Annotated in this window: 17 protein-coding genes; 9 read left to right on the top strand and 8 right to left on the bottom strand. The window is 39.8% G+C overall.

Annotated features, from left to right (window positions below):
• Positions 1–109: 109 nt before the first annotated feature.
• The 3 genes from AC2D3N_RS19025 (at position 110) to AC2D3N_RS19015 (ending at position 1,908) form a co-directional block, all read left to right on the top strand.
• Positions 110–526: a universal stress protein gene (locus AC2D3N_RS19025; protein ID WP_079676737.1), complete on the top strand. Its 417-nt coding sequence runs from the start codon at positions 110–112 to the stop codon at positions 524–526.
• A gap of 197 nt (positions 527–723) precedes the next feature.
• Positions 724–1,560, top strand: a complete 837-nt coding sequence (gene ylqF, locus AC2D3N_RS19020; RefSeq protein ID WP_484691814.1) for a ribosome biogenesis GTPase YlqF — start codon at positions 724–726, stop codon at positions 1,558–1,560.
• A gap of 84 nt (positions 1,561–1,644) precedes the next feature.
• Positions 1,645–1,908, top strand: a complete 264-nt coding sequence (locus tag AC2D3N_RS19015) for a hypothetical protein (protein WP_144017633.1) — start codon at positions 1,645–1,647, stop codon at positions 1,906–1,908.
• A gap of 71 nt (positions 1,909–1,979) precedes the next feature.
• On the opposite strand, the gene AC2D3N_RS19010 is transcribed toward AC2D3N_RS19015, so the two are convergent.
• Positions 1,980–2,840 carry an SDR family NAD(P)-dependent oxidoreductase gene (locus tag AC2D3N_RS19010; protein WP_079676735.1) on the bottom strand — a complete coding sequence of 287 codons (861 nt, stop codon included), beginning with the start codon at positions 2,838–2,840 and terminating at the stop codon, positions 1,980–1,982.
• Between the two features lie 101 nt (positions 2,841–2,941).
• Entirely contained in the window at positions 2,942–3,112 is a 171-nt protein-coding gene (locus AC2D3N_RS19005) for a hypothetical protein (protein ID WP_484691813.1), read from the bottom strand.
• A 373-nt stretch (positions 3,113–3,485) separates the two neighbouring features.
• On the opposite strand from AC2D3N_RS19005, the gene AC2D3N_RS19000 reads away from it, so the two are divergent.
• The 5 genes from AC2D3N_RS19000 to AC2D3N_RS18980 all read left to right on the top strand — a co-directional run bounded on the left by AC2D3N_RS19000 (position 3,486) and on the right by AC2D3N_RS18980 (position 11,978).
• The gene (locus tag AC2D3N_RS19000; protein WP_079676732.1) at positions 3,486–5,174 is read left to right on the top strand and encodes an NAD(P)H-quinone oxidoreductase subunit 4; all 1,689 of its coding nucleotides are present in this window, start codon (positions 3,486–3,488) and stop codon (positions 5,172–5,174) included.
• Positions 5,175–5,348: 174 nt separating this feature from the next.
• Positions 5,349–6,560, top strand: a complete 1,212-nt coding sequence (locus tag AC2D3N_RS18995) for a sugar ABC transporter substrate-binding protein (protein WP_484691812.1) — start codon at positions 5,349–5,351, stop codon at positions 6,558–6,560.
• Between the two features lie 11 nt (positions 6,561–6,571).
• Entirely contained in the window at positions 6,572–7,897 is a 1,326-nt protein-coding gene (locus AC2D3N_RS18990) for a mechanosensitive ion channel family protein (protein WP_484691811.1), read from the top strand.
• 68 nt (positions 7,898–7,965) lie between these two features.
• The gene (locus AC2D3N_RS18985) at positions 7,966–8,544 is read left to right on the top strand and encodes a UbiX family flavin prenyltransferase (protein ID WP_484691810.1); all 579 of its coding nucleotides are present in this window, start codon (positions 7,966–7,968) and stop codon (positions 8,542–8,544) included.
• A 149-nt stretch (positions 8,545–8,693) separates the two neighbouring features.
• Positions 8,694–11,978 (top strand): SpoIIE family protein phosphatase, encoded by a 3,285-nt coding sequence (locus AC2D3N_RS18980; protein ID WP_079676728.1) that lies wholly within the window; start codon positions 8,694–8,696, stop codon positions 11,976–11,978.
• A gap of 90 nt (positions 11,979–12,068) precedes the next feature.
• Here AC2D3N_RS18980 and AC2D3N_RS18975 read toward each other — a convergent pair whose 3' ends face one another.
• Complete coding sequence (locus tag AC2D3N_RS18975; protein WP_484691809.1) at positions 12,069–13,118, bottom strand: aromatic ring-hydroxylating dioxygenase subunit alpha; 1,050 nt, start codon at positions 13,116–13,118, stop codon at positions 12,069–12,071.
• 164 nt (positions 13,119–13,282) lie between these two features.
• A complete protein-coding gene (locus tag AC2D3N_RS18970) occupies positions 13,283–15,247 on the bottom strand; it encodes an FAD-dependent oxidoreductase (RefSeq protein ID WP_484691808.1) in 1,965 nt (654 codons plus the stop codon).
• 258 nt (positions 15,248–15,505) lie between these two features.
• On the opposite strand from AC2D3N_RS18970, the gene AC2D3N_RS18965 reads away from it, so the two are divergent.
• Positions 15,506–15,970: a CYTH domain-containing protein gene (locus AC2D3N_RS18965; RefSeq protein WP_484691807.1), complete on the top strand. Its 465-nt coding sequence runs from the start codon at positions 15,506–15,508 to the stop codon at positions 15,968–15,970.
• 224 nt (positions 15,971–16,194) lie between these two features.
• Here the strand turns inward: AC2D3N_RS18965 and gltD are convergent, their stop codons facing one another.
• From gltD to AC2D3N_RS18945, 4 genes are all read right to left on the bottom strand, one after another.
• Complete coding sequence (gene gltD / locus AC2D3N_RS18960; protein ID WP_484691806.1) at positions 16,195–17,679, bottom strand: glutamate synthase small subunit; 1,485 nt, start codon at positions 17,677–17,679, stop codon at positions 16,195–16,197.
• 277 nt (positions 17,680–17,956) lie between these two features.
• Entirely contained in the window at positions 17,957–18,520 is a 564-nt protein-coding gene (locus AC2D3N_RS18955; protein WP_484691805.1) for a Uma2 family endonuclease, read from the bottom strand.
• 74 nt (positions 18,521–18,594) lie between these two features.
• Positions 18,595–19,665, bottom strand: a complete 1,071-nt coding sequence (locus AC2D3N_RS18950; RefSeq protein WP_484691804.1) for a YheT family hydrolase — start codon at positions 19,663–19,665, stop codon at positions 18,595–18,597.
• Between the two features lie 50 nt (positions 19,666–19,715).
• Positions 19,716–21,401: an alpha/beta hydrolase gene (locus AC2D3N_RS18945; protein WP_484691803.1), complete on the bottom strand. Its 1,686-nt coding sequence runs from the start codon at positions 21,399–21,401 to the stop codon at positions 19,716–19,718.
• Between the last annotated feature and the right edge of the window lie 13 nt (positions 21,402–21,414).

The raw sequence follows: 21,414 nt of genomic DNA, 5'->3' as shown, positions 1-21,414 counted from the left end.
GGTTTAGGTTTGGGACGGTTTAATGCTGTCTATCAACCCAATCCGGTCTACCACCTAATCGTTCACAGTAAACATTCTACCGAAGTCCGCGTCTCGGAGATGCGCGATTATGTTTAAAACCATTTTATTTGCTGTTGACCAAAGCCGTGAAGCCCACGAAGCGGCGGTAATTGTGACCAACCTGGTCAAAACCTTTGGGTCTAGTCTCCATGTTTTGGCGGTTGTGGAGCCCAATGCCGAGGTGACCGAACCTCATCCTCATCCTGAACAAATGACGTCCCCGGAAGCGGTGGCGGACTTGCTGAAACAGGCTCAAACCCTGTTTTCTCAGGAGGGTATTGAGGCTCAAATCCTGGAAAAAGAGGGAAAACCCGCTTTTACGATTTGTGACGTTGCCGATGAAATTAATGCGGATTTAATTGTCATGGGTAGTCGAGGCATTGGTCTTACTGAAGATGGTGCCGCCGATAGTGTTACCAACCGTGTGATTAATTTGTCTCCCTGTCCTGTCCTGATTGTTCCTTAAGGAAGGGTGTTGATGGTTGATTGTTAAGCCACGCCCAGGGTTATTGATAAATCCTGAAATCCTTCCCCCCTGCCTCCCCTGCTCCCCCTTCCCCCCCTGCCTCCCCTGCCTCCCCTTCCCCCCCTGCTCCCCCTGCTCCCCCTGCCTCCCCTGCCTCCCCTGCTCCCCCTGTTCCTACTCCCCCTGCTCCCTAACCTATGTCTATCCAATGGTATCCCGGTCATATTGCTAAAGCGGAACGCACCCTTCAGGAGCAACTGAAACGGGTGGATGTGATTTTGGAAGTGCGAGATGCTCGTATTCCTCTGACGACCCATCATCCCAATGTTCCGCAGTGGGTGGGAAGTAAAACGAAAGTCTTGGTGATTAACCGTATGGATATGATTCCCTCTCGTATTCAAAAACAGTGGGAGGAGTGGTTTGAGGAACAGGGGGAAACGGCTTATTTTACGAATTCTAGGTTGGGAAATGGGGTGGATGCGGTGGCGAAAGCTGCCCAAGCTGCCGGGTTACAAATCAATGAAAAACGGGCTGTGAGGGGGATGTTGCCCCGTCCTGTGCGGGCGGCGGTGATTGGTTTTCCGAATGTGGGAAAATCGGCGTTAATTAATCGGTTATTGAATCGACGAATTGTGGATAGTGCTAGACGGGCGGGGGTGACTCGTCATTTGAAATGGGTGAGAATTTCTGAGACTCTGGAATTATTAGATGCTCCTGGGGTAATTCCGACCAAAATCAGAAAAGAGGAAGATGCCTTAAAGTTGGCAATTTGTGAAGATATTGGGGAAGCGTCCTATGAAAATCTACAAGTTGCAACGGTATTAATCGAGTTGTTACAGGATTTGAATTTACAACATTTGCTAGTTTCCCGGTATCAATTAGAGTTTACGGCTCTGAGTGGGGATATCTATTTACAGGAATTGGCAGACTATAGAAACAAAGGGGATATCGAACGCACTGCCCGTCAAATGTTAAATGATTTTCGTAAGGGTTTGTTGGGAAATATTGCCTTAGAATTACCGCCTAATGTTTAGTTTTCAGTCAATTTAAAGTATGAGTTGATAGCCATGACATTCTCTCTGTTTCAAATGATCCAAAAGTTATTATAATGTCAGTTCATGAACGCTTCCCTAATGTCGTCTAATTCCATTTCTGGTCAAGTTTTGATTCAGGTTCCTTCCCAAACACAAACCTCTCAAGTTCCTCCCCCAAATCTAACTCTGATTGATCAAAAAGGGCAAGATTTAGTGGAAATTGGAGCCGTTTTATTGGCAATTAGTTTAATTTTAGTGATCAGATTATTGAGTAAAAAAGTAGAATACGCCCTGATTTTTGCAGCAATTGTAACGGCTATTTTAGTTCCTCTTTTATGGTTTTTATAATATCAAAAATCAACAGTTAACGGTTAAAACTTGACCGTTAACTGGGGTAATTCAGAGTTAATTCTTAACGATTAAAAGGCTGTCCAACCGCCATCGGTTGCCACGACACTCCCGGTGATATGAGCAGCTTCTTCTGAGGCATAATAGAGAATAGAAGCAGCTTGTTCTTCGGCGGTTGCATTGCGTTTCAACATACTTTGAGTTTTTGAACCTGGTAATACCATTGAACCCGAATCTGGTGTGCCATCACCCGATGCAGCTTGAGCTTTTAGAACAATTTGCATGGCTTCTTCTACCATCGGTGTATCGGTTCCTGATGGACAAATTGCATTACAACGGATACCATATTTAGCATAGTCTAGGGCAATTTGACGGCTAATCCCACTGACACCATGTTTAGAAGCGACATAGGGAGGATTACCTGGTAAACCTGTTAATCCAGCAATAGAACTCACATTCACAATTGCACCGCCAAGTCCCTGCTGAATCATGACTTTTAACTGTTCCCGACAACACAAGAAAACGGAGGTTAAATTATTAGCAATTACCCAATTCCAAGTTTCATCGGATGTTAAATGTACCGGACTGGGATTACCAATAATTCCAGCATTATTAATGCCAATATGCAGTTCTCCAAAGGTTTGAATTGTGGTTTCTACGACCTGCAATACTTGTTCAGGAATAGAAACATCGGCATGAACAAAAACCGCTTTTCCACCTTCAGCAATAATCTGATTTGTTGTTTCTTCTCCTAAATCTTTGAGGCGGTCAGCAATGACGACATTGGCACCTTCCCTTGTAGCTCTGATTGCTGTGGCTTTACCAATTCCCCTGGCACCTCCGGTAACAATTATTGTTTGGTTAGTAAAGCGATTAGGAATATAATAATTGGGGTCTAATTTGGGCGTGTATTGAAAATTTTCGTTGGACATAGATGCTTTTCCTGGGTGCTAAATTAATGACAAAATTATCGAGACATGATGATTAACAGCAAAAGGATAATCACTACTCTCTAGCCAATACCAATCCACAGTCAACCTAAATTATAGTGACAAATTCCGGTAAAAGTTTGACCACTATGCCGAATTTGAACGACACTGTAGTTACCAAGCAGGGTAAAACTAATCGGACTTCCGGCTTGAGATTTTCCGCTAAAAGTATCGTTGCCTTGATAGCTTGTGGAGGCTAAAGCGGCTGGCTCCATTTCTCCATTGATGAATTCATTGATGGTGACAGAAACGGATTGCTTTTTCTCTATGGTGTTGTCATCAATGACAGAGGTTTGACATCCGCCCCGCCGTAAACGGACGGGGATTCCTCACCACGCCACCTTTTTAGGATGGTCGCTGAACGGGGATAATTAAAATTTAACCACAAATCAACCCGATTACATTTGATTTTTAGGCTGGAAATTATCAAATGCAGTCGGGTTTTATCTTGACAATTGATTAAAGTATATAGATATTGAAAATCCATAGACTTTAATCAATTGTTATCCCAGGTAAAATTTATATACAAATCGTTACACAGTTGAGTACAATACAATTATTCACGGATAAGTATTTGTTCTTACTGTCATGATGGCGGATCAATTTCCCTGGCTGACCACGATAGTCCTGCTCCCACTCGTTGCTTCGGTGCTAATTCCTGTACTGCCGGATAAAGACGGCAAACAGTTGCGCTGGTATGCCCTGGGTGTAGGCATCGCCGACTTATTATTAATGTGCTATGTCTTCTTGAAGTACTACGATGCGAGCAGTGCAAATTTCCAACTCGTGGAAAAGTTTCCCTGGGCGCCTCAATTGGGTTTGAACTGGGCCGTTTCTGTAGACGGGATTTCCCTTCCCCTGGTACTTCTGGCCGGACTGGTTACAACCCTGTCTATTTTTGCAGCTTGGCAGGTAGACCAAAAACCTCGTCTGTTCTACTTCCTGATGTTGGTGCTGTATTCGGCCCAAATCGGGGTGTTTGTGGCTCAAGACTTACTGCTGTTATTTATTGTCTGGGAACTGGAATTAATTCCGGTGTACCTATTAATTTCCATCTGGGGCGGGCCAAAACGCCGCTACGCCGCGACTAAATTTTTATTATATACGGCCGCAGCCTCTTTATTTATCCTGGTGGCTGCCTTAGCAATGGCCTTCTATGGCGGTGGCCCCTTAACGTTCGATATGGTGGAACTGGGTCTGAAGGATTATCCTCTCACCCTAGAATTATTGATGTATGCCGGGTTATTAATCGCCTTTGGCTTGAAACTGGCGGTTTTCCCCCTGCACACTTGGCTCCCAGACGCTCATGGTGAAGCCTCGGCTCCGGTTTCGATGATTTTGGCTGGGGTGCTGTTAAAGATGGGGGGATACGGTCTGATTCGGGTGAATATGGGGATGCTACCCGATGCCCATATCTACTTTGCCCCGATTCTGGCAATTTTAGGGGTGGTTAATATTGTGTATGGCGGATTAAATTCCTTTGGCCAATCGAATATGAAACGCCGCCTCGCCTATTCCTCTGTGTCTCACATGGGATTTGTGTTGCTGGGAATTGCCTCCTTTACCGATATTGGGGTGAGTGGAGCATTATTACAAATGATCTCTCACGGTCTAATTTCGGCGGTGCTGTTCTTCCTGGCGGGTGTTACCTATGACCGCACCCATACTCTGGCTTTGGATGAAATGGGTTATATCGGTAAGGTGATGCCCAGGGTGTTCACTCTGTTTACCGCCGGGGCTATGGCATCCATGGCCTTACCTGGGATGAGTGGCTTTGCTAGTGAGGTGTTAATCTTTATTGGGATTAGCACCAGCGATATTTATAGCACGACTTTCCGAGTGGTTCTGGTGGCCTTGGCGGGTGTGGGATTAGTTCTGACCCCGATTTATTTACTGTCAATGCTGCGTCAGTTATTCTATGCAACGGGTGAAGCGCCTGCTTGTATGTTGGGTGATGCGGTTGCAAAAAATCCTGGTGACCTAGAGGCATTTTGTTTTGGAACCAGTTGTGTACTCCCCTCGGAATCGACTTTTAGTGATGCTCGACCCCGGGAGGTGTTCATTGCAGCGAGTTTCCTGGTACTGATTGTGGGAATTGGGTTATATCCTAAACTGGTAACTAAGGTTTATGATGCCACCACCGTTGCCCTCAATAGTCAGATGCGGGATTCTTATGCTCAGGTGGCTAAAGCTAATCCTGATTTGTATGCAAAGGGGTTTATGGCTCCTAGGATTGCTAAACCGGAGGTGGCTTCGGTTTCGGGAATGTTGAAATAACAGTAATTTCAATTTAGTTAAAATAGCGATCGCTTTTATTGAAAAGGGCGATCGCTTGTTTTATAGTAAGGGTTGGGCAGAATTTAACTCCAAAGACAGAAAGAAGTTGTCAAGGGTAAACTGCCGATTGCTATAGACCGTTTCAATATTTGATTTAGGGAGTAGGAAAATCAATTGCGTTACCGTTTTTTGCAGTTAATTATCTTAGTATTAATATTTTTGACCAGTTGTAGTCCCAAGGATACGGACAAAATATCTGAGCCTCAACCACAATCCATTCAAGGGCAGATTTTAGTCTGGCATTCCTTTGAGGACAAAATCAAGGAAATGATGCAAGAGTCCTTGAAGGACTATATGCAAATATATCCTAATGTTAGGATTGTGAGTGAATATATTCCCAGTGATCAATTAGATCAGCAATTCCGCAAACAAGTTAAGAGAGGTTTGGGGCCTGATTTTCTATTTACCGCTTCTGGGGTGATTCCGAGTTTAGTTCAGGATAATTTGATTCCGGTGATTCAAGACTTTGACTTTTCGGGTTATCTTCCTGCGGCGATTAGTCATGTTCGCTATCAAGGAAAAATGTATGGTATACCCACCTCGGTGATGACTCAAACTCTTTGCTATAACAAGAAGAAAGTGAAGTTACCGCCTAAAACTTTAACGGAACTCTTGCAACAAGCCAAGACGGGTTACTCGGTGGGGATATGGTCTAATTTTGTAGGCACTTTTTGGGGAGTGCAAGTTTTTGGGGGGAAATCTTTTGATGTCCAAGGTAATTTTGTTTTTGATCAAAAAAGTTGGGGAAAATGGATGGAGTGGCTAAAAATTGCCCAAAACGAACCAAATATGGTTTTTAGTGATGGTATTGAAGGTTTAGAACAGGGATTTATTAATAACCGATTAGCCTATGTTTTTTGTGATTCTTCCCAGTTTCCAAAATATAGCCAAGCGTTAGGAAAAGATAATTTGGGTGTTGCTTTATTACCCGGGGAAGGGAACAACCCCGCCGGGCCTTTTATCTATTCCCGTGTGATTTTGTTTAATCGAATATCGAGTCCTCAGCAACAGCAGTTAGCTCTAAAATTGGCTGAGTTTTTTACAAATCCAGAACAAACTCGTAAGCGGTTAAGTCTCCTAGAAGGCTCTTTTATGCCGGCTGATAACAATGTTAATGTTAATAGTCGTTTGTTTCCCCGAGAAGCAATATTAGTCCAGCAATCTAAAACCGCAATCGCGATTCCTTTAGACCAAGTTGAATCAGCGCGGGTTTGGGCGAAGACGGGCAATAGTTTATATCCTCAAGTATTAGCGGGAAGTATCACTCCTGAAGATGCTGCTGCTCAGATTACTGAAACTGTTAATCAGAAATCAAGTCAACCTTAAAAAAATATTATATGTCTAATCAACCTAATTTAACATTTATTGTTGATCAAATTACTAAACTCTTAATTTTTTTGAATCGCTCTCCGGTACAAATTCAATTAGGGGTGATTTTGATCTCGATTTTAGTCGGTCATAGCCTATCCTATTGGGTCGGTAAAAAAATTAAAGAGAATTTCCCACAACTAGCAGTTAATCTAGTCCAAGAAACAACTTTAGCTCCTTATTGGTGTGGATTAGTCTTAATTCCTGATTTAGTGGGTCGGGGATTTAGCTTAATTGTCTTAAATTTATTTCAAAATTTATTCATTTATCAAGGATGGATTGCCGGAATTATAACAATCGCAATTAATATTTTATGGGTTTATCTATTTTATCGAATTTTTATCGTTAGTTTATGTCTATTTATTCCGATTAATCGGGTTAAAGAGTGCGATTTCTATTTTTTCAGACCGATATTTGTTTTATATATTTTGAGAGAAATTTTAAATTTATTTGTAGATTTTGAGAAACTTCTGCAAGTGGTGGTGATTAATTTATTTGGCAGTTCGGTCACCGTAGCAGCAGTTTTAATTAGTACCGTGGGGTTATATTTATGGATTGTTGCCGTCAATATTTTACAATATATCCTCTGGCAGACTACTATTAATAGCACGAAACTGGATTCGGGTAGTGCTCAAGCCTCTTTGATTTTAATTCGTTATTTTTTAATTACTCTAGGAATCGTGATTGTTATTGGATATCTAGGATTTAATTCTACAACATTTGCGGCAATTACGGGGGGTTTATCCGTTGGAATTGGGTTTGGGTTAAAGGAAGTATTTAGTAATTTTATTAGTGGGATATTTTTGTTATTTGAAGGCTCTTTAAGACCGGGAGATATTATTGAAATTGGGGGAGAATCGAGTGAAGTTAAAAAAATTAGTATCCGAGCGACAACGGTACAAGTGATGAGGGATAATTCCGAAAAAATTATTCCGAATCAAATCTTTTTTACCCAGGAACTTAAAACGATGACGGGGAGCGATCGCCGGGTGCGAAAGTCTTTGATTGTGGGAGTGAGTTATGATTGTAATCCCGAAACCGTGATTGAGATTTTATTAGAAATTATCTATAAACATCCTGAAACTTTAAATGATCCTGCTCCTTTGGTTAATTTTATTGATTTTGCAGAATCCAGTTTGGATTTTGAGATCACAGTCTGGTTAGAAACTCCCATCGGAGGGAAACGAATTATGAGCGAAATTGCTTGTGAGATTTGGAAAGTTTTTGCAGAGAATAATATTGAAATTCCCTATCCTCAACGAGATTTACATATTCGCAGTGATATTAGAAAATAAGTTGATTGAAAAAATGGGTTTATTTAGGGCTAAAATACAATAATTCAGATTAGGAAGCCGCCATTAATATGACCAGTTCTAAACGTCTCATTGTAGGTATTAGTGGGGCGAGTGGTATTATCTATGCGGTGCGTCTGTTGGAACTCCTGCGGGAAACTGATGTAGAAACCCACCTGGTTGTTTCTCGGGCGGGAGAAATCACTAGAGCGCATGAGTTGGATATAGATAGTAAACAACTCCACAACTTAGCTGATGTGAGCTATGCTATCGGTGATGTGGGGGCGGCGATATCTAGTGGTTCGTTTCGGACAATGGGGATGGTGATTCTGCCCTGTTCGATGAAAACCTTGGCTGAGGTGGCTACGGGAGTGACGAGTAACCTGCTCACCCGGGCGGCGGATGTGGTACTCAAAGAGCGCCGTCGGTTGGTGTTGATGGTGCGGGAAACCCCTCTCCATGCTATCCATCTTAAAAATATGTTAACGGTGACTGAATGCGGGGGAATTATTATGCCTCCGGTTCCGGCATTTTATACTATGCCAGAATCGATTGATGAAATGGTTACAAATACGGTTTGTCGGGTGCTTGACCTCTTTGATATTGATGGGGGTCGGATGAAACGCTGGGAGGGAATCAGTAATCAGTAATCAGTTATCAGTTTAAGAGTTATCAGTCGTAGGGGCGGGTTCATCAAAATTTATGTCATTTACAAATATCTAAAAGAACCCGCCCGTACCAGTGTAAGAGTTAATTGATTATCTATTACCCACTTAACAACCATAATTTTTGATCTTCAATGTCAATTTCTTTGCCTAAATTTCAGTTGATTTGGATTAGAATGGTTCGGAAAAGTCAGCGTCCGATTCCGATCCGAACGGTTTTGATTATACCTTTTTTACTGCAAATTTTTGGGGCAGTTGGGATTGTGGGGTGGCTGTCTTTTCAGGCAGGGCAGAAGGCGGTTAATGAGGTAGTGGGTCAATTGCAAAATGAAATTAGTGCGAGGGTTGAACAGAATTTAGAAGCCTATTTAGCTATTCCAGAAAAGATTAATCAAACGAACTTAAATTTACTTCAGTCGAGAATTTTAACCTTTCAAAACTTAACCCAGTGGGAACAATATCTCTGGCGACAGGTACAAATTTATCCTGATATTAACTTTATTAAAATTACTAATGCTGCTGGACAAGAACGCACGGGGGAACAGTTGGGGGATGGGTCTTTAAGAATTAATGTAGTTGATACTTTTACTAATTCTGATTTTTATTCCTATAAAACTGATTATAAAGGAGATCGCACCGAAGTTGCAACCATTGTTAAAGATTTTGATACAAGGAAAGGGGTGTGGTATAAAGACGCAGTAAAAGCGGGAGATGCGACTTGGAGTTCGGTATATCTATCCTTATTAGAACCGACTTTATTAATGAGTGCCTTACTTCCGGTTTATAATCCTCAAACCCAAGAAGTTCAAGGGGTTTTGAATACCGCATTACGGTTAGATGGAATTGGAAATTTTTTAAATCGATTAAAGGTGGGAAAATCAGGACAAACCTTTTTAATCGATAGCGATGGCACGTTATTAGCCACTTCAACTTTAGAAAAACCCTTTTTAGTTGTTAATAATGATAGACAGTTATTTGCGGCGCTAAAAAGCCAAAATCCCTTAACTCAAGCGACCGCCAACTATTTAAATCAAACCCATTCTAATCTCAGGGAAATTAAACAAGGGAAAGAACTAGAGTTTATTTGGAATAATAGTCGTTATTTTGTCAAGGTGTTACCCTTTCAGAAGGGAAAAACCGTTAATTGGTTAATTCTTGTGGTGGTTCCTGAAGCGGATTTTATGGAACAAATTAATGCTAATACTCGCACCACTATTGCTTTGTGTAGTTTGGCATTATTGGGAGCTACATTAATCGGATTATTCACAACACAATGGATTGTAAAACCGATTTTACAGTTAAATATTGCCGCCAAAAAAATTGCTCAAGGGGACTGGGAACAAAAAGTAAACCTGAAACGGGATGATGAATTAGGTCAGTTAGCTAAATCTTTTAATAGCATGGCTAAACAGTTAAAAGAATCCTTTACTATTTTAGAAGCTAAAAATGAAGAACTGCAACATTTAGACCAATTAAAAGATGAATTTCTAGCCAATACATCCCATGAATTAAGAACTCCTTTAAATGGAATTATTGGGATTGCTGAATCTTTAATTGATGGTGCAACGGGAGATTTATCCCCTCAAACTAATAGTAATTTAGCGATGATTGCCGCTAGTGGTCGCCGTTTATCAAGTTTAGTCGGTGATATTTTGGATTTCTCTAAACTGCGCCACCAAAATATAGAACTGGAACTGCGACCCCTTGATATTCGGGCGATTGCGGATGCGGTTTCTATTTTGAGCCAACATCTAATTACTCAGAAAAATTTACATATTATTAATCGGATTCCTGTTGATTTTCCCCTAGCGGAAGCAGACGAAAATCGGTTACAACAAATTCTCTATAATTTAATTGGAAATGCGATCAAATTTACCCCGGAAGGAATCGTAGAAATTTCAGCCATCATTTTACCTAAAGGCAATAAGTCTCAAATTGCAATTACAATTTCTGATACGGGAATTGGGATTCCTACTAATAAATTAGACCGAATTTTTGAATCCTTTGAACAGGGAGAAGGGTCAACTGCTAGGGAATATGGTGGTACCGGATTAGGATTAACTATTACCAAACAATTGATTGAATTACATAGGGGTGAAATTACCGTTGAATCGGAGGTGGGTATCGGTTCTCGATTTACGTTTACCCTACCCATTGCTGAAAATGCAGTTAAAACACCAACGGAAAAACGAGTTAAAAATCCGCTGCAACCTCAAGAAATTAATACCTTATTATCGATTAATTCTAGTTTTGTTCAACCCCAAATTAACCCTTCTTCAGAAGTTATTAAGATTCTAATTGTTGATGATGAAGCAGTTAATCGGCAAGTTTTATTTAATAATCTTTCCCTGCATCAATATGCTGTTTTTCAAGCCAGTAATGGCGAAGAAACCTTAGAATTAATTGCCAAAGGACTCAGACCTGATGTGATATTATTGGATGTAATGATGCCTAAAATGACTGGATATGAAGTTACTCAAAAACTTAGAGAACAGTTTAATCAAACGGAATTACCGATTATTTTATTAACGGCTAAAACTCAAGTTCAAGATATTGTAACGGGGTTAAATATGGGTGCGAATGATTATATGATGAAACCCTTTGCTAAGGATGAACTTTTAGCCAGAATTAAAACCCATGTTAATATTAGTCGCCTACAAACGGAAAATTTACGGTTAGCAACGGAATTAGAAGTTACTCGTCGCTTACAACAAATGATTTTACCCAAACCAGAGGAATTGGCGGCGATTTCTGGGTTAGAAATTGTGGGATTTATGGAACCTGCGGAGGAAGTTGGGGGCGATTATTATGATGTTTTAGAAACCGATGGTGTGGTGACTTTTGGAATTGGAGATGTTACCGGACATGGGTTAGAAAGTGGGATTTTAATGTTAATGGCTCAAATGGGAATTCGTACCCTGACGGAAATTAGAGAAACTAACCCTATCCAATTTTTGACGATTCTTAACAACACTCTTTATAAAAATGTTGCACGGATGAATGTGGATAGAAATTTAACTTTAGCTATTTTAAATTATTATCAAGGTTTATTAACAGTTAGTGGACAACATGAAGAAATTTTGATTGTTCGTTCTGATGGTAAGATTGAACGGATTGATACCATGGATTTAGGGATTCCGATTGCTTTAGATGAAAATATTACGGAGTTTATTAATTCCATAACTGTTGAGTTAAAAACTGGGGATGGTGTGGTTTTATATACTGATGGAATTACAGAAACCTTTAATCTTAATAAACAACAATATGGACTGGATAGACTCTGTGATGTTATTTCTCAAAATTGGCAACACCCAATAGAAGAAATTAAACAAACTGTGATTAATGATATTGTAACATTCCGAGGAGAAGAAAAACAGTTTGATGATATTACCTTATTAATTTTGAAGCAAAAAGCATAAATTCACCGTTGCATCGTTGTTGCGCTTCAGCGCTCCATAAAAGTGTCCTTATCCCAACAACAAATTTTTGTATTGATGACCCCCTAATGATTATCTTTCAACTTGATTGTTAATTAACCGTTGAACACTGGCGATAGTCGGGTTAAATTCATATCCTTTTTTTTGGGGATTTTCTAAATAAGATTGTTGTTCTTCTTCTATCATTAAAATATCCTGTTTTACCAACCCATCCAATAGGTTTTGGGCGGAACCAAAACATAAATCTTTGACAAACTTTCTGAACTTGACGGGCAATTTATGGAGTCGCCAAAAGGCATTTAACGAGGTAAAATGAATTAAATAAGCTCGGGTTTCTGTTAAACTTATTGGACAAAATAAACAATATATTTTAAAATATTCTCCCAGGATAGAAACCCAATGGGGATAAATATAACTCACCGTTAAAGGTTCGGGATGAAGTTTTCTTAAACCCGGAAAAAATAGCTGAGAAATTGACCAAATTTTATCAATTTTATAATAACTCTGAGCTTGATAATAAGCATCAACTCGGTTTGGAGTTTCTTCTATTTTTTCTAACTGAGCATCTGTCCAAGCTTGTAAATCTTGATGTAAATGTCCATGGTACATATCCATTAAATTCTCAATTAAAAAGGAAAAATGACCTTGATAATGAATGGTTGAAACCGTAGCAATATAATTCAAGTGTTCCCATTCTGGAATTGCTAAGGGTTGAATTAAATTAGGATTATCCCCAAGAAATAACCAAATAAAACCCTCTAATTCTTTAACAGAATATTCTTTAATTTTACAATTTTTAGGTAATTTTTGCTTATCCTCTAAATAGGGAACTAGGACACATTCTCCTTGATGATTAAATTGCCAACCATGATAAGCACATTCTATATAATCCGAGATAATTTTACCATGACTCAGTTTAACTTGTCGATGGGGACAGCGATTTTCTAAGGCTTGAATTTTGCCTAAACTATCCCGAAATAAAACAATATTTTGATGCCATAATTTTACTTCTACGGGTTGAGTTTTGACTTCATGACTCGCCGCTACAACATACCAGTGATTCGGGTTGATTCCTGACTGTCGAATATCGTTAGTTGTATGGGATAATTTTTCTGAATTCATATTAACCTGGGTGATTTTAATAGAAGATTTATATTAACCTGGCGATTGAAATCGCAGCTATACAAACAAATTACGCCTACATAGAAAATTTATATTAACCTGGCGATTGAAATCGCAGCTATACAAACAAATTCCGCCTGCGCGGAATTAAAGTGAAATCAATTTTATATCTTTAAAAATCCTTCTGGATTTACAGAAAAAAGTGATCGTTTTTGCAACCCTTCCTGATATAAAATCTCATTTGCTGCTAATAATCCACTACTAACAGCCCTTTCCATTAAACCACAGGGAAAGGGCATTTTTACCCAATCTCCGGCAAACATTAAATTAGTAACCCCGGAATTCGTAGCCGGACGATTTGCATAACTTCCGGGGGGATATCCGGCAAAATTTTTCTGATTGACTAATTCCCGATGTAATAGGGTAGCTGATTTTAATTCGGGGACAATTTCATAAAGTTCCTGTTCAAAAGTTTTTAACAAGGTTTCTTGAGTGGGAAACTGAGCTTCTTTATAACAATAAGCATGAAGTTCTACCACAGTCCCCCCAGTTTCTTCATACCATTGAATATATTCTTCTTGAATTCGATGATAAAGGGTGATACTATCGGTTAAATCATAACCCGATAGGGAGGTAAAATGGCTATGTTCCCAGGGAAAATCTCGGTCAAACCAAAACCGACAAACGGCAAAAGGGTCAGCGACTTTTAATTGTTCAATTTGTTGTTGTACCTGTTGATTAATTTCCCCTGTCATCAACGTAAATAATCGTTGTGTACCCGGAATATCTGTCGCTAATATATAATAGTCTGCCTGAATATTCTGGGTTGGGTTTGTATGAGAATTAACACTCAATAACTGAACTTGATTATCCTGTCTGTCCCTAACTTTGTAGGGTGTTAAATCCCGTTGTGCTGGGCCAGAAATCACTTTGCCATTTTGATCAAAAATAGCTCCGTGACAAGGACAATGAAAATATCCATCTTCTGCCATTTGTACCGTACAACCTTGATGGGTACATTGTAAAGAAATAGCTTGATTATTCTGACTAGATACCGCATAAACATCATCTCCATCCCCAAAGTATTCTAAATGTTTGTTTTGGGGTAAAGATGGGGTAATTGATGATAGAATTGAATTGGATTGCACCCAAAATGGAACCGAATTAATCTGATTACCTTGAAAATAACTGATAGAATCAATTTTTCCTTGATTCCAGTTAATATTACTTACGGTAATATCGGTTAAAACTTCTCCGCCTTTTTCTTGAATTGCTTTAACTAAAGGTTGGACTAAACTGCTTCCCATATCTTGACAAGTCCCATTAAAAGCTAACCCTTCAGGATTACCAAAAAAATAGAAATGGAAAAACTGCATAAGTTCCCCCACACTCAATTTATCCGGTGCATTTAAACTGGATTTAGCAAAGGGAAGAAAGTATAAATCATATAAACCTTGGGGGAAATCTTGACTCACCCAGTCAGTCACGGAAATATCATCTAAGCGTTGATAACTATTAGGAATTTTAAACCCCCCAATTTCTCTAAATACTTTCCAATGATTGAGATGGGTCAGATTAATTCCCCAGTTTAAACGATTAGCAGAAGAAAATCCTAAATCAACCACATTCCAAGGAAAAGCAGAATGACTGGGACGGAATACTTCCGGTTGATATTGGTTATTTTTAAAGACGACTGCATAGGATTCTAAGGATTTAAAATTATCTTCAATTTGGATTTCCTGAACTAAGGATTTTAAGTTATAATATTGAGGAAAGAACCCATGAAACCCATGTTCCATTTTAAAGGTTTTATCCCCTATTTTAATATCCCAACTGGCAATTTTACCGCCTAACTGGGGAGATTTTTCTAATAAAGTTACTTTAAATCCCCGTTGACTTAATTCATAGGCACAGGCTAATCCAGCTAGTCCTGCACCGACAATGACAACGTGCTTAGGTTGGGTTAAAAATTGAGGTAAATTAATTATATTGGGCTGGAAAATAGTGGGTTCGGGTTTATGAAATCGAGAATATCCTAAGACTCCACCAACCGCACTAATACCGAATAATTTTAGAATAAAACGACGAGAAACATTAGAATTTTCAGAAGGATTAAATAGTTCAGTCATGGATAAAATAAACTTAAAATTTTAAAGCCAGATTATTTTATAATCTAGCGAGGGATGACGCTCACCATACAATGATTATATCAATTTTGTAGATATTGGTAAATTAATTGTTATTAACATAAACATGATGTTGTATGTTGTTGGGCTTTAGCCCTCAAGATTGCGCTTCAGCGCAACAACGGGATTTTTTTATTTGTTGATAAAAATATAAAATTTTATGCTATAATTAGAAACAGATAATTTTTTAGAACACTACAAATGGCAATAGAAATCGAGCGAAAATTTTTAGTTACAGGAGATGAATGGCGATCGCTCGCGGTCGGAGAAACCTATCGTCAAGGCTATATTGCTAATATCAATGGTCGCACGGTGCGGGTGCGGGTCGTAGGAAGTCAAGGATATTTAACCATTAAAGGCTTAACAACCGGAAGCAGTCGGGCCGAATTTGAGTATAAAATCCCCGTTGAAGATGCTCAAGAATTATTAGAAACCTTATGCGATCGCCCTTTAATTGAAAAAACCAGATATAAAATTAATATCGGGAATTTAATTTGGGAAATTGACGAATTTGGGGGAGAAAATCAAGGATTAATCCTAGCAGAAGTCGAACTCGAAACAGAAGATCAAAATATTAATATTCCCGACTGGATCGGAGAAGAAGTCACCTCCGATCCCCGATATTATAATGTTAATTTAGTTAAAAATCCTTTCCAAACTCAATAATTAATTGAATGTTAACCAAAACTTATCGAGCAACTATATCCTCTTGGGGTGGGGCAGGTTTATTAAAGTTATTGGTAATTAACAAAATCGGTCGGCGAACCTGCCCCTACAAGCTTGTAGGGGCGGGTTAAAGTTAACCTTTGATAATTACAAATAATCTCCCTAAACCCGCCCCGAACTGACAAATAATCCCCCCAAAAAAAGGAGGGATTTCTAATTACAAATTAAGGCAAATCCGTCTGTCCCATCAAATACAAATCACATTCCCGGGCAGCGCCGCGACCCTCATTAAACGCCCAAACCACAAGGCTTTGACCCCGACGACAATCCCCCGCCGCAAATACCCCAGGAATACTGGTAGCATACTTGCCATGTTCAGCCTTAACATTACTGCGGGCATCCCGTTCTAAACCCAAACTGTCTAATAACGGTTGTTCTGGCCCCAGAAATCCCATCGCCAGTAACACTAATTGGGTGGGAGTCACCTTTTCCGTGCCGGGAATATGCTTAGGAATAAATTGCCCCTGCTCATTTTTCGCCCATTCCACCTCGACGGTATGAATCGCCTTAACATGGCCATTTTCATCCCCTTCAAACTTAGTTGCAGTGGTTAGATAAACCCGGGGATCGGAGCCAAATTTCGCCGCCGCTTCCTCCTGGCCATAATCCATTTTATAAACCTTCGGCCACTCCGGCCAAGGATTATTAGCAGCCCGTTCTGTGGGCGGTTGGGGCAAAATCTCCAACTGCACCACCGTATTGCAACCGTGACGAATAGAGGTTCCTACACAGTCCGTCCCCGTATCTCCCCCGCCAATAATCACCACATCTTTCCCCTGGGCCGAGATAAAATCACTGCCGGGTTGCTTATTTAAAACCGCTTGGGTATTAGCGGTGAGGAACTCCATGGCAAAATGAATCCCCTTAAGGTCGCGCCCTTCAATGGGTAGATCCCGGGGTTTAGTAGCTCCCGTACATAAAAGTACCGAATCAAACTCTTTTAACAGATTTTCGGCGGGAAAGTCCTTACCGACTTCGGTATTGCAAATAAACTTCACGCCCTCGTCTTCCAAAACCTTCAGACGCCGCAAAACCACCTGTTCCTTATCCAGCTTCATGTTCGGGATACCGTACATCAACAGGCCCCCCGGACGATCAGCCCGTTCAAAGACCGTAACCCAATGACCCGCTTTATTCAGTTGGGCCGCCGCCGATAAGCCCGCCGGGCCAGAACCAATCACCGCGACTTTCTTTCCAGTGCGTTTAGCCGGGGGTTCCGGGGTGATCCAGCCTTCCTCCCAACCCTTATCAATAATCGAACATTCAATATTTTTAATCGTCACCGGAGGGTTATGAATGCCCAAAACGCAGGAACCCTCACAGGGCGCGGGGCAAACCCGACCCGTAAATTCGGGGAAATTATTGGTTTTGTGCAGACGGTCTAGGGCCTCTTTCCACAGTCCCCGATAGATTAAATCATTCCATTCGGGGATCAGGTTATTGATGGGACAACCACTGGCCATGCCACTAATAATCGTTCCCGTATGGCAAAAGGGCGTGCCGCAGTCCATACACCGGGCGGCTTGGGTGCGTAGTTTGTCATCTTCCATGGGCAGATGAAACTCATCCCAGTTATGAACCCGGTCAAGGGGGGCGAGTTCAGACGGTAACTCCCGCAGATATTCTAAGAAGCCGGTCGGTTTTCCCATAGTTGTTTCCGTTAAACTTTTGAGTATTGGTGGTTAGTCATCTTAATCGATATTCACGGTCAAGATTGTTCAATATATTAATATAGCTGTTGCTGAACAACTCAGATTCCTAGTTTTCCCCATTAGCTGAGTGTTTGGTTCGTCAACCGTCAACAATTGATGACAATAGTTTTTAGAGTTTAATTCCCCTGGCTGCAATTTACCCGATTTAATTGTAGAGTATTTTTAAGGTTAATTGCCATATTTTTCAATATTTATTAACAATATATAATCTTTTTTATTCTAATAGCCAACCGAATAACTCGCCAACTGTTAGTTTAAGATCCGTGGCAAATGGGGGTACAGATATTAGTGATTCGGGTTGTTCAAAAACTTCTGTTTGTTGTTGAGCGTGATAAACAAAGATAGATTGTTCTTCAGGATCAATTAACCAAGCCATTTGAGTTTGATGATTCAGACAATAGAGAATTTTTTTAATCACTTTTGTTAGACTTTGATCGGGGGATAAAATTTCAATCATCCAGTCCGGCGCGTTTAAAAAAATATTGGCAATTGCACCATTATCATCCCGAGGAATTCTATCCCAAGTAAAAACAGAAACATCAGGAACAATAGAACGTTCTTCAAAAGTACACCGGAGTTCGGGAAATGCCCTGGCAATTTTGGCAGGTTTTAAAATAGCGTTAATGGCGGTAACAAGTTCACCTTGAATTGTACTATGTTTTCCTTGGGGCATGGGTTTTTGGATAATTTGACCTTCAATATATTCGCTGGCGGGTTTGGTTTCGGGTTGTTTCAGAAACTCTGCTACAGTGATAATTTTAGATGGGGTTTGTACCATTGAGGTTGCCTCCTAAAGTATTTTTATTTTAGCCTATTTATTTCGGAATCATATTAACCAAATCAATTTTGATATTATAACTTATCTTGTGATTTTTCCTGTTGATCAAACCAATCTAAAATCCGATTCCAAGCCCACCATCGGTCAGGATCATCAAACTGATTCTGGCAAATCTTACTACTAATATAACCGACATGACCCCCATAATTTGTTGATACTAAATCAATAGCCGGATTCTGATGACTAGCTGCTTTTAAATCGGGAATAATAGTTGGATCAAATAGAGGATCATCCTCAGCATATAAAATTAACGTAGGTTTCCTAAGTTTAGGAATTAACTGTAACCCACTACTGGCTTCATAATAGGCTTCCACACTCTTAAATCCTAAGCGTCCAATCACTAATTCATGATCAAATCCCCAAATTGAATTTGCCCGTTTAATTGCCTCGGGATCAATATCATTGGGATGGTGCTGATAAAGATTTCTGGCTAATTTTTTCAGTTCTTTGGTAATCGCTTTTTCTAAATATTTTCCCCAGGAATGTTGGACTAAATAAGATAAGGAACGAATAGAATCTAAACTGGGACAAATCACGGCACCTCCAGCAATATCGGAATCTTGTAGGTCTAAATCTGCTCCCCATTGGTTGACGGTTTGAGCCGTTTTAATCCCCCATAAGGCTAATTGTCCCCCTAAAGAATAACCCGTAAACCAAAAAGGAGCCGGACAACCCATTAATTTAGATTGAGCCGCAATTCTGACAAAATCTTCCCCTTCATATAAACCATCGGAGGTTAAAGTCGGAGATAATTCTGCGGTTTTTCCATGGGCTCTCCAATCAAATAAAACAACAGCGTAACCCGCAGCAAAGACTTTTCTTCCCCAAAGTCTTAAAAACCATTGATTGTCTAAAGTTCCAGTAATTCCATAGGTAGAAATAATTGTTCCTCTGGGGTTTTCAGGAATTGCCACCATCCCATAAATTGGAACGCCTACGGCTCCTAAAAAAACCATTTCTTGATAGGGAGGTTCTGGTAAGTCAATACTTTTTTCCCAATTACGACTGGCTCTTAATGCTGCATAAATAGTCATTAAAAAACCATTTTTTAGAGTAAAAGGGGGATGGTAAATCGGCTGAATCATGTTGAAGTGTAATAATAATTTGATCTAAGTGGATTACACAATTTTTATGACTATTTGCGAACTTTATGAATTGCTTCTTGAATATTTGCTTGAGTTAAAGAACCAACAATTGTTAAACTGAAAGGAGAGGTTTCAAGTCTCTGGATATAACCAGCATTTAAATAGGGCAAATATTCAGTTTGACCTCGAATATAACTATTAAAAAATACTAAACTGATTGCTTTTAAAAATGGAAAGGCTAATTCGGGATTTGGGCCAATAATTTCAGCCGGGACAGGAATAACCGATTCCCCAGATTCTAAGAAGGAAAAATGGGTTCCTTTCTCTAATAACATTAAGTATTTGTTAGGGCTAGTCAACCAAGAAAAGGGATAAATTTGTTCACTAACGGCGGGGGCTACATAATCATCACTTCCTCCAATCATTAACACGGGGATTTTAATTTGACTCATGCCTTCTTGTCCAAATACCACACTGGTAATCGGATTCACCGCAATCACCGCTTTAACCCGTTTATCTTGAAGATTATAACCCTTATTGGCAATAGAAGTGGCTTGACATTGCAGTAAAATCGAGATATTTAGAGTAAGTTGCTGGTCTGCAACCTTGGCACACTCTTGATTAATTCTGTTGGTATTAAAGGTCGCTCCCCCTACAGCTAAAGCTGTATAACCACCATAGGATTGACCGATAACCCCCACATTATCTAAGAGTAAAGGGCTAGGAAATGCGGATTTTTTGGCTTTTTCTTCTAATAGATTAAGTACAGCAGTAATATCCGAAGGACGATCAATAAATGCTTCTGCACCAGGAGGTTGAGTGTTTCCTTGTAAGAAATTAGCTAACCCATTGGCACTGGTTTCTAAATGTTCGGGAACTGCAACAAAATACCCATGGGAGGCTAAATGTTCCGCTAAATATTTGAAGGTTGTTCGGTCGGAACCTAAACCATGAGAAATTACAATAACGGGGGCTGGGGTGGAAATTTGGGGGATATAAATATCAACGGGAGAAGGCTGATTTCGTCGAGGATTTTGAAAAGTCAAGGATTCTTTTTTCCATTCAGTTGTACCCGGATTTCTCAAATTAATTGGCCGATTTTGCAGGGCTGGATTATTGATTTCAGCTTTAGCTTGTTGCCTAATCCAATTGATGATCGATTGATCTTCATAAATAATTTGAGATAAATCTTGAATCACTTGGAGAGCAAAATTCAGGTCAATTTCTATCCTGTTACCCGGAAAATTTTCTAAAATCCCGAGTAAAGTTAAACCCCCAGGAAGTTTAGAGGCTTGATTAATAGCTGTTTTTAAAGCATTTAAACCATTTTCCCCATTATCGGTTTGAATGAAATTACCAAAGCGAGTTAGAATCACAGTCCCTGTAGGGGTATCATTAAATTGTTGAATACTCCAAGGACTGGCGGTCATGGGAGTGACTAAAAGTTGACGCAGTTTTTCTACATCTTCAGGGCTAAGAATTTTTTCAGGAATTGATAGAACTGGCGAGATTTCTCCCCCTTGAGCAAATGTGGCTAAGTCTTCAATGGGAATTAAGACCGTACCAATATTATACCGAACTGCAATTTGTTCGGCGGCCATTGTCGAGGAGGTTGTGGCCATTAAACCCGATATAATTCCTAAGCCAATTTTAATCAGTTGAGTTGAGAGAGACCGAATTCTTTTATTGTTTTTGTTGGGTTGATAGTCCTGGGAATTTTTAATAGGTTTTAACATAAAATTAAAAGGG

It is taken from the genome of Planktothrix sp. PLAVEN19ND, from assembly GCF_057220675.1.
This window is presented reverse-complemented; position numbering and strand designations above follow the sequence as displayed.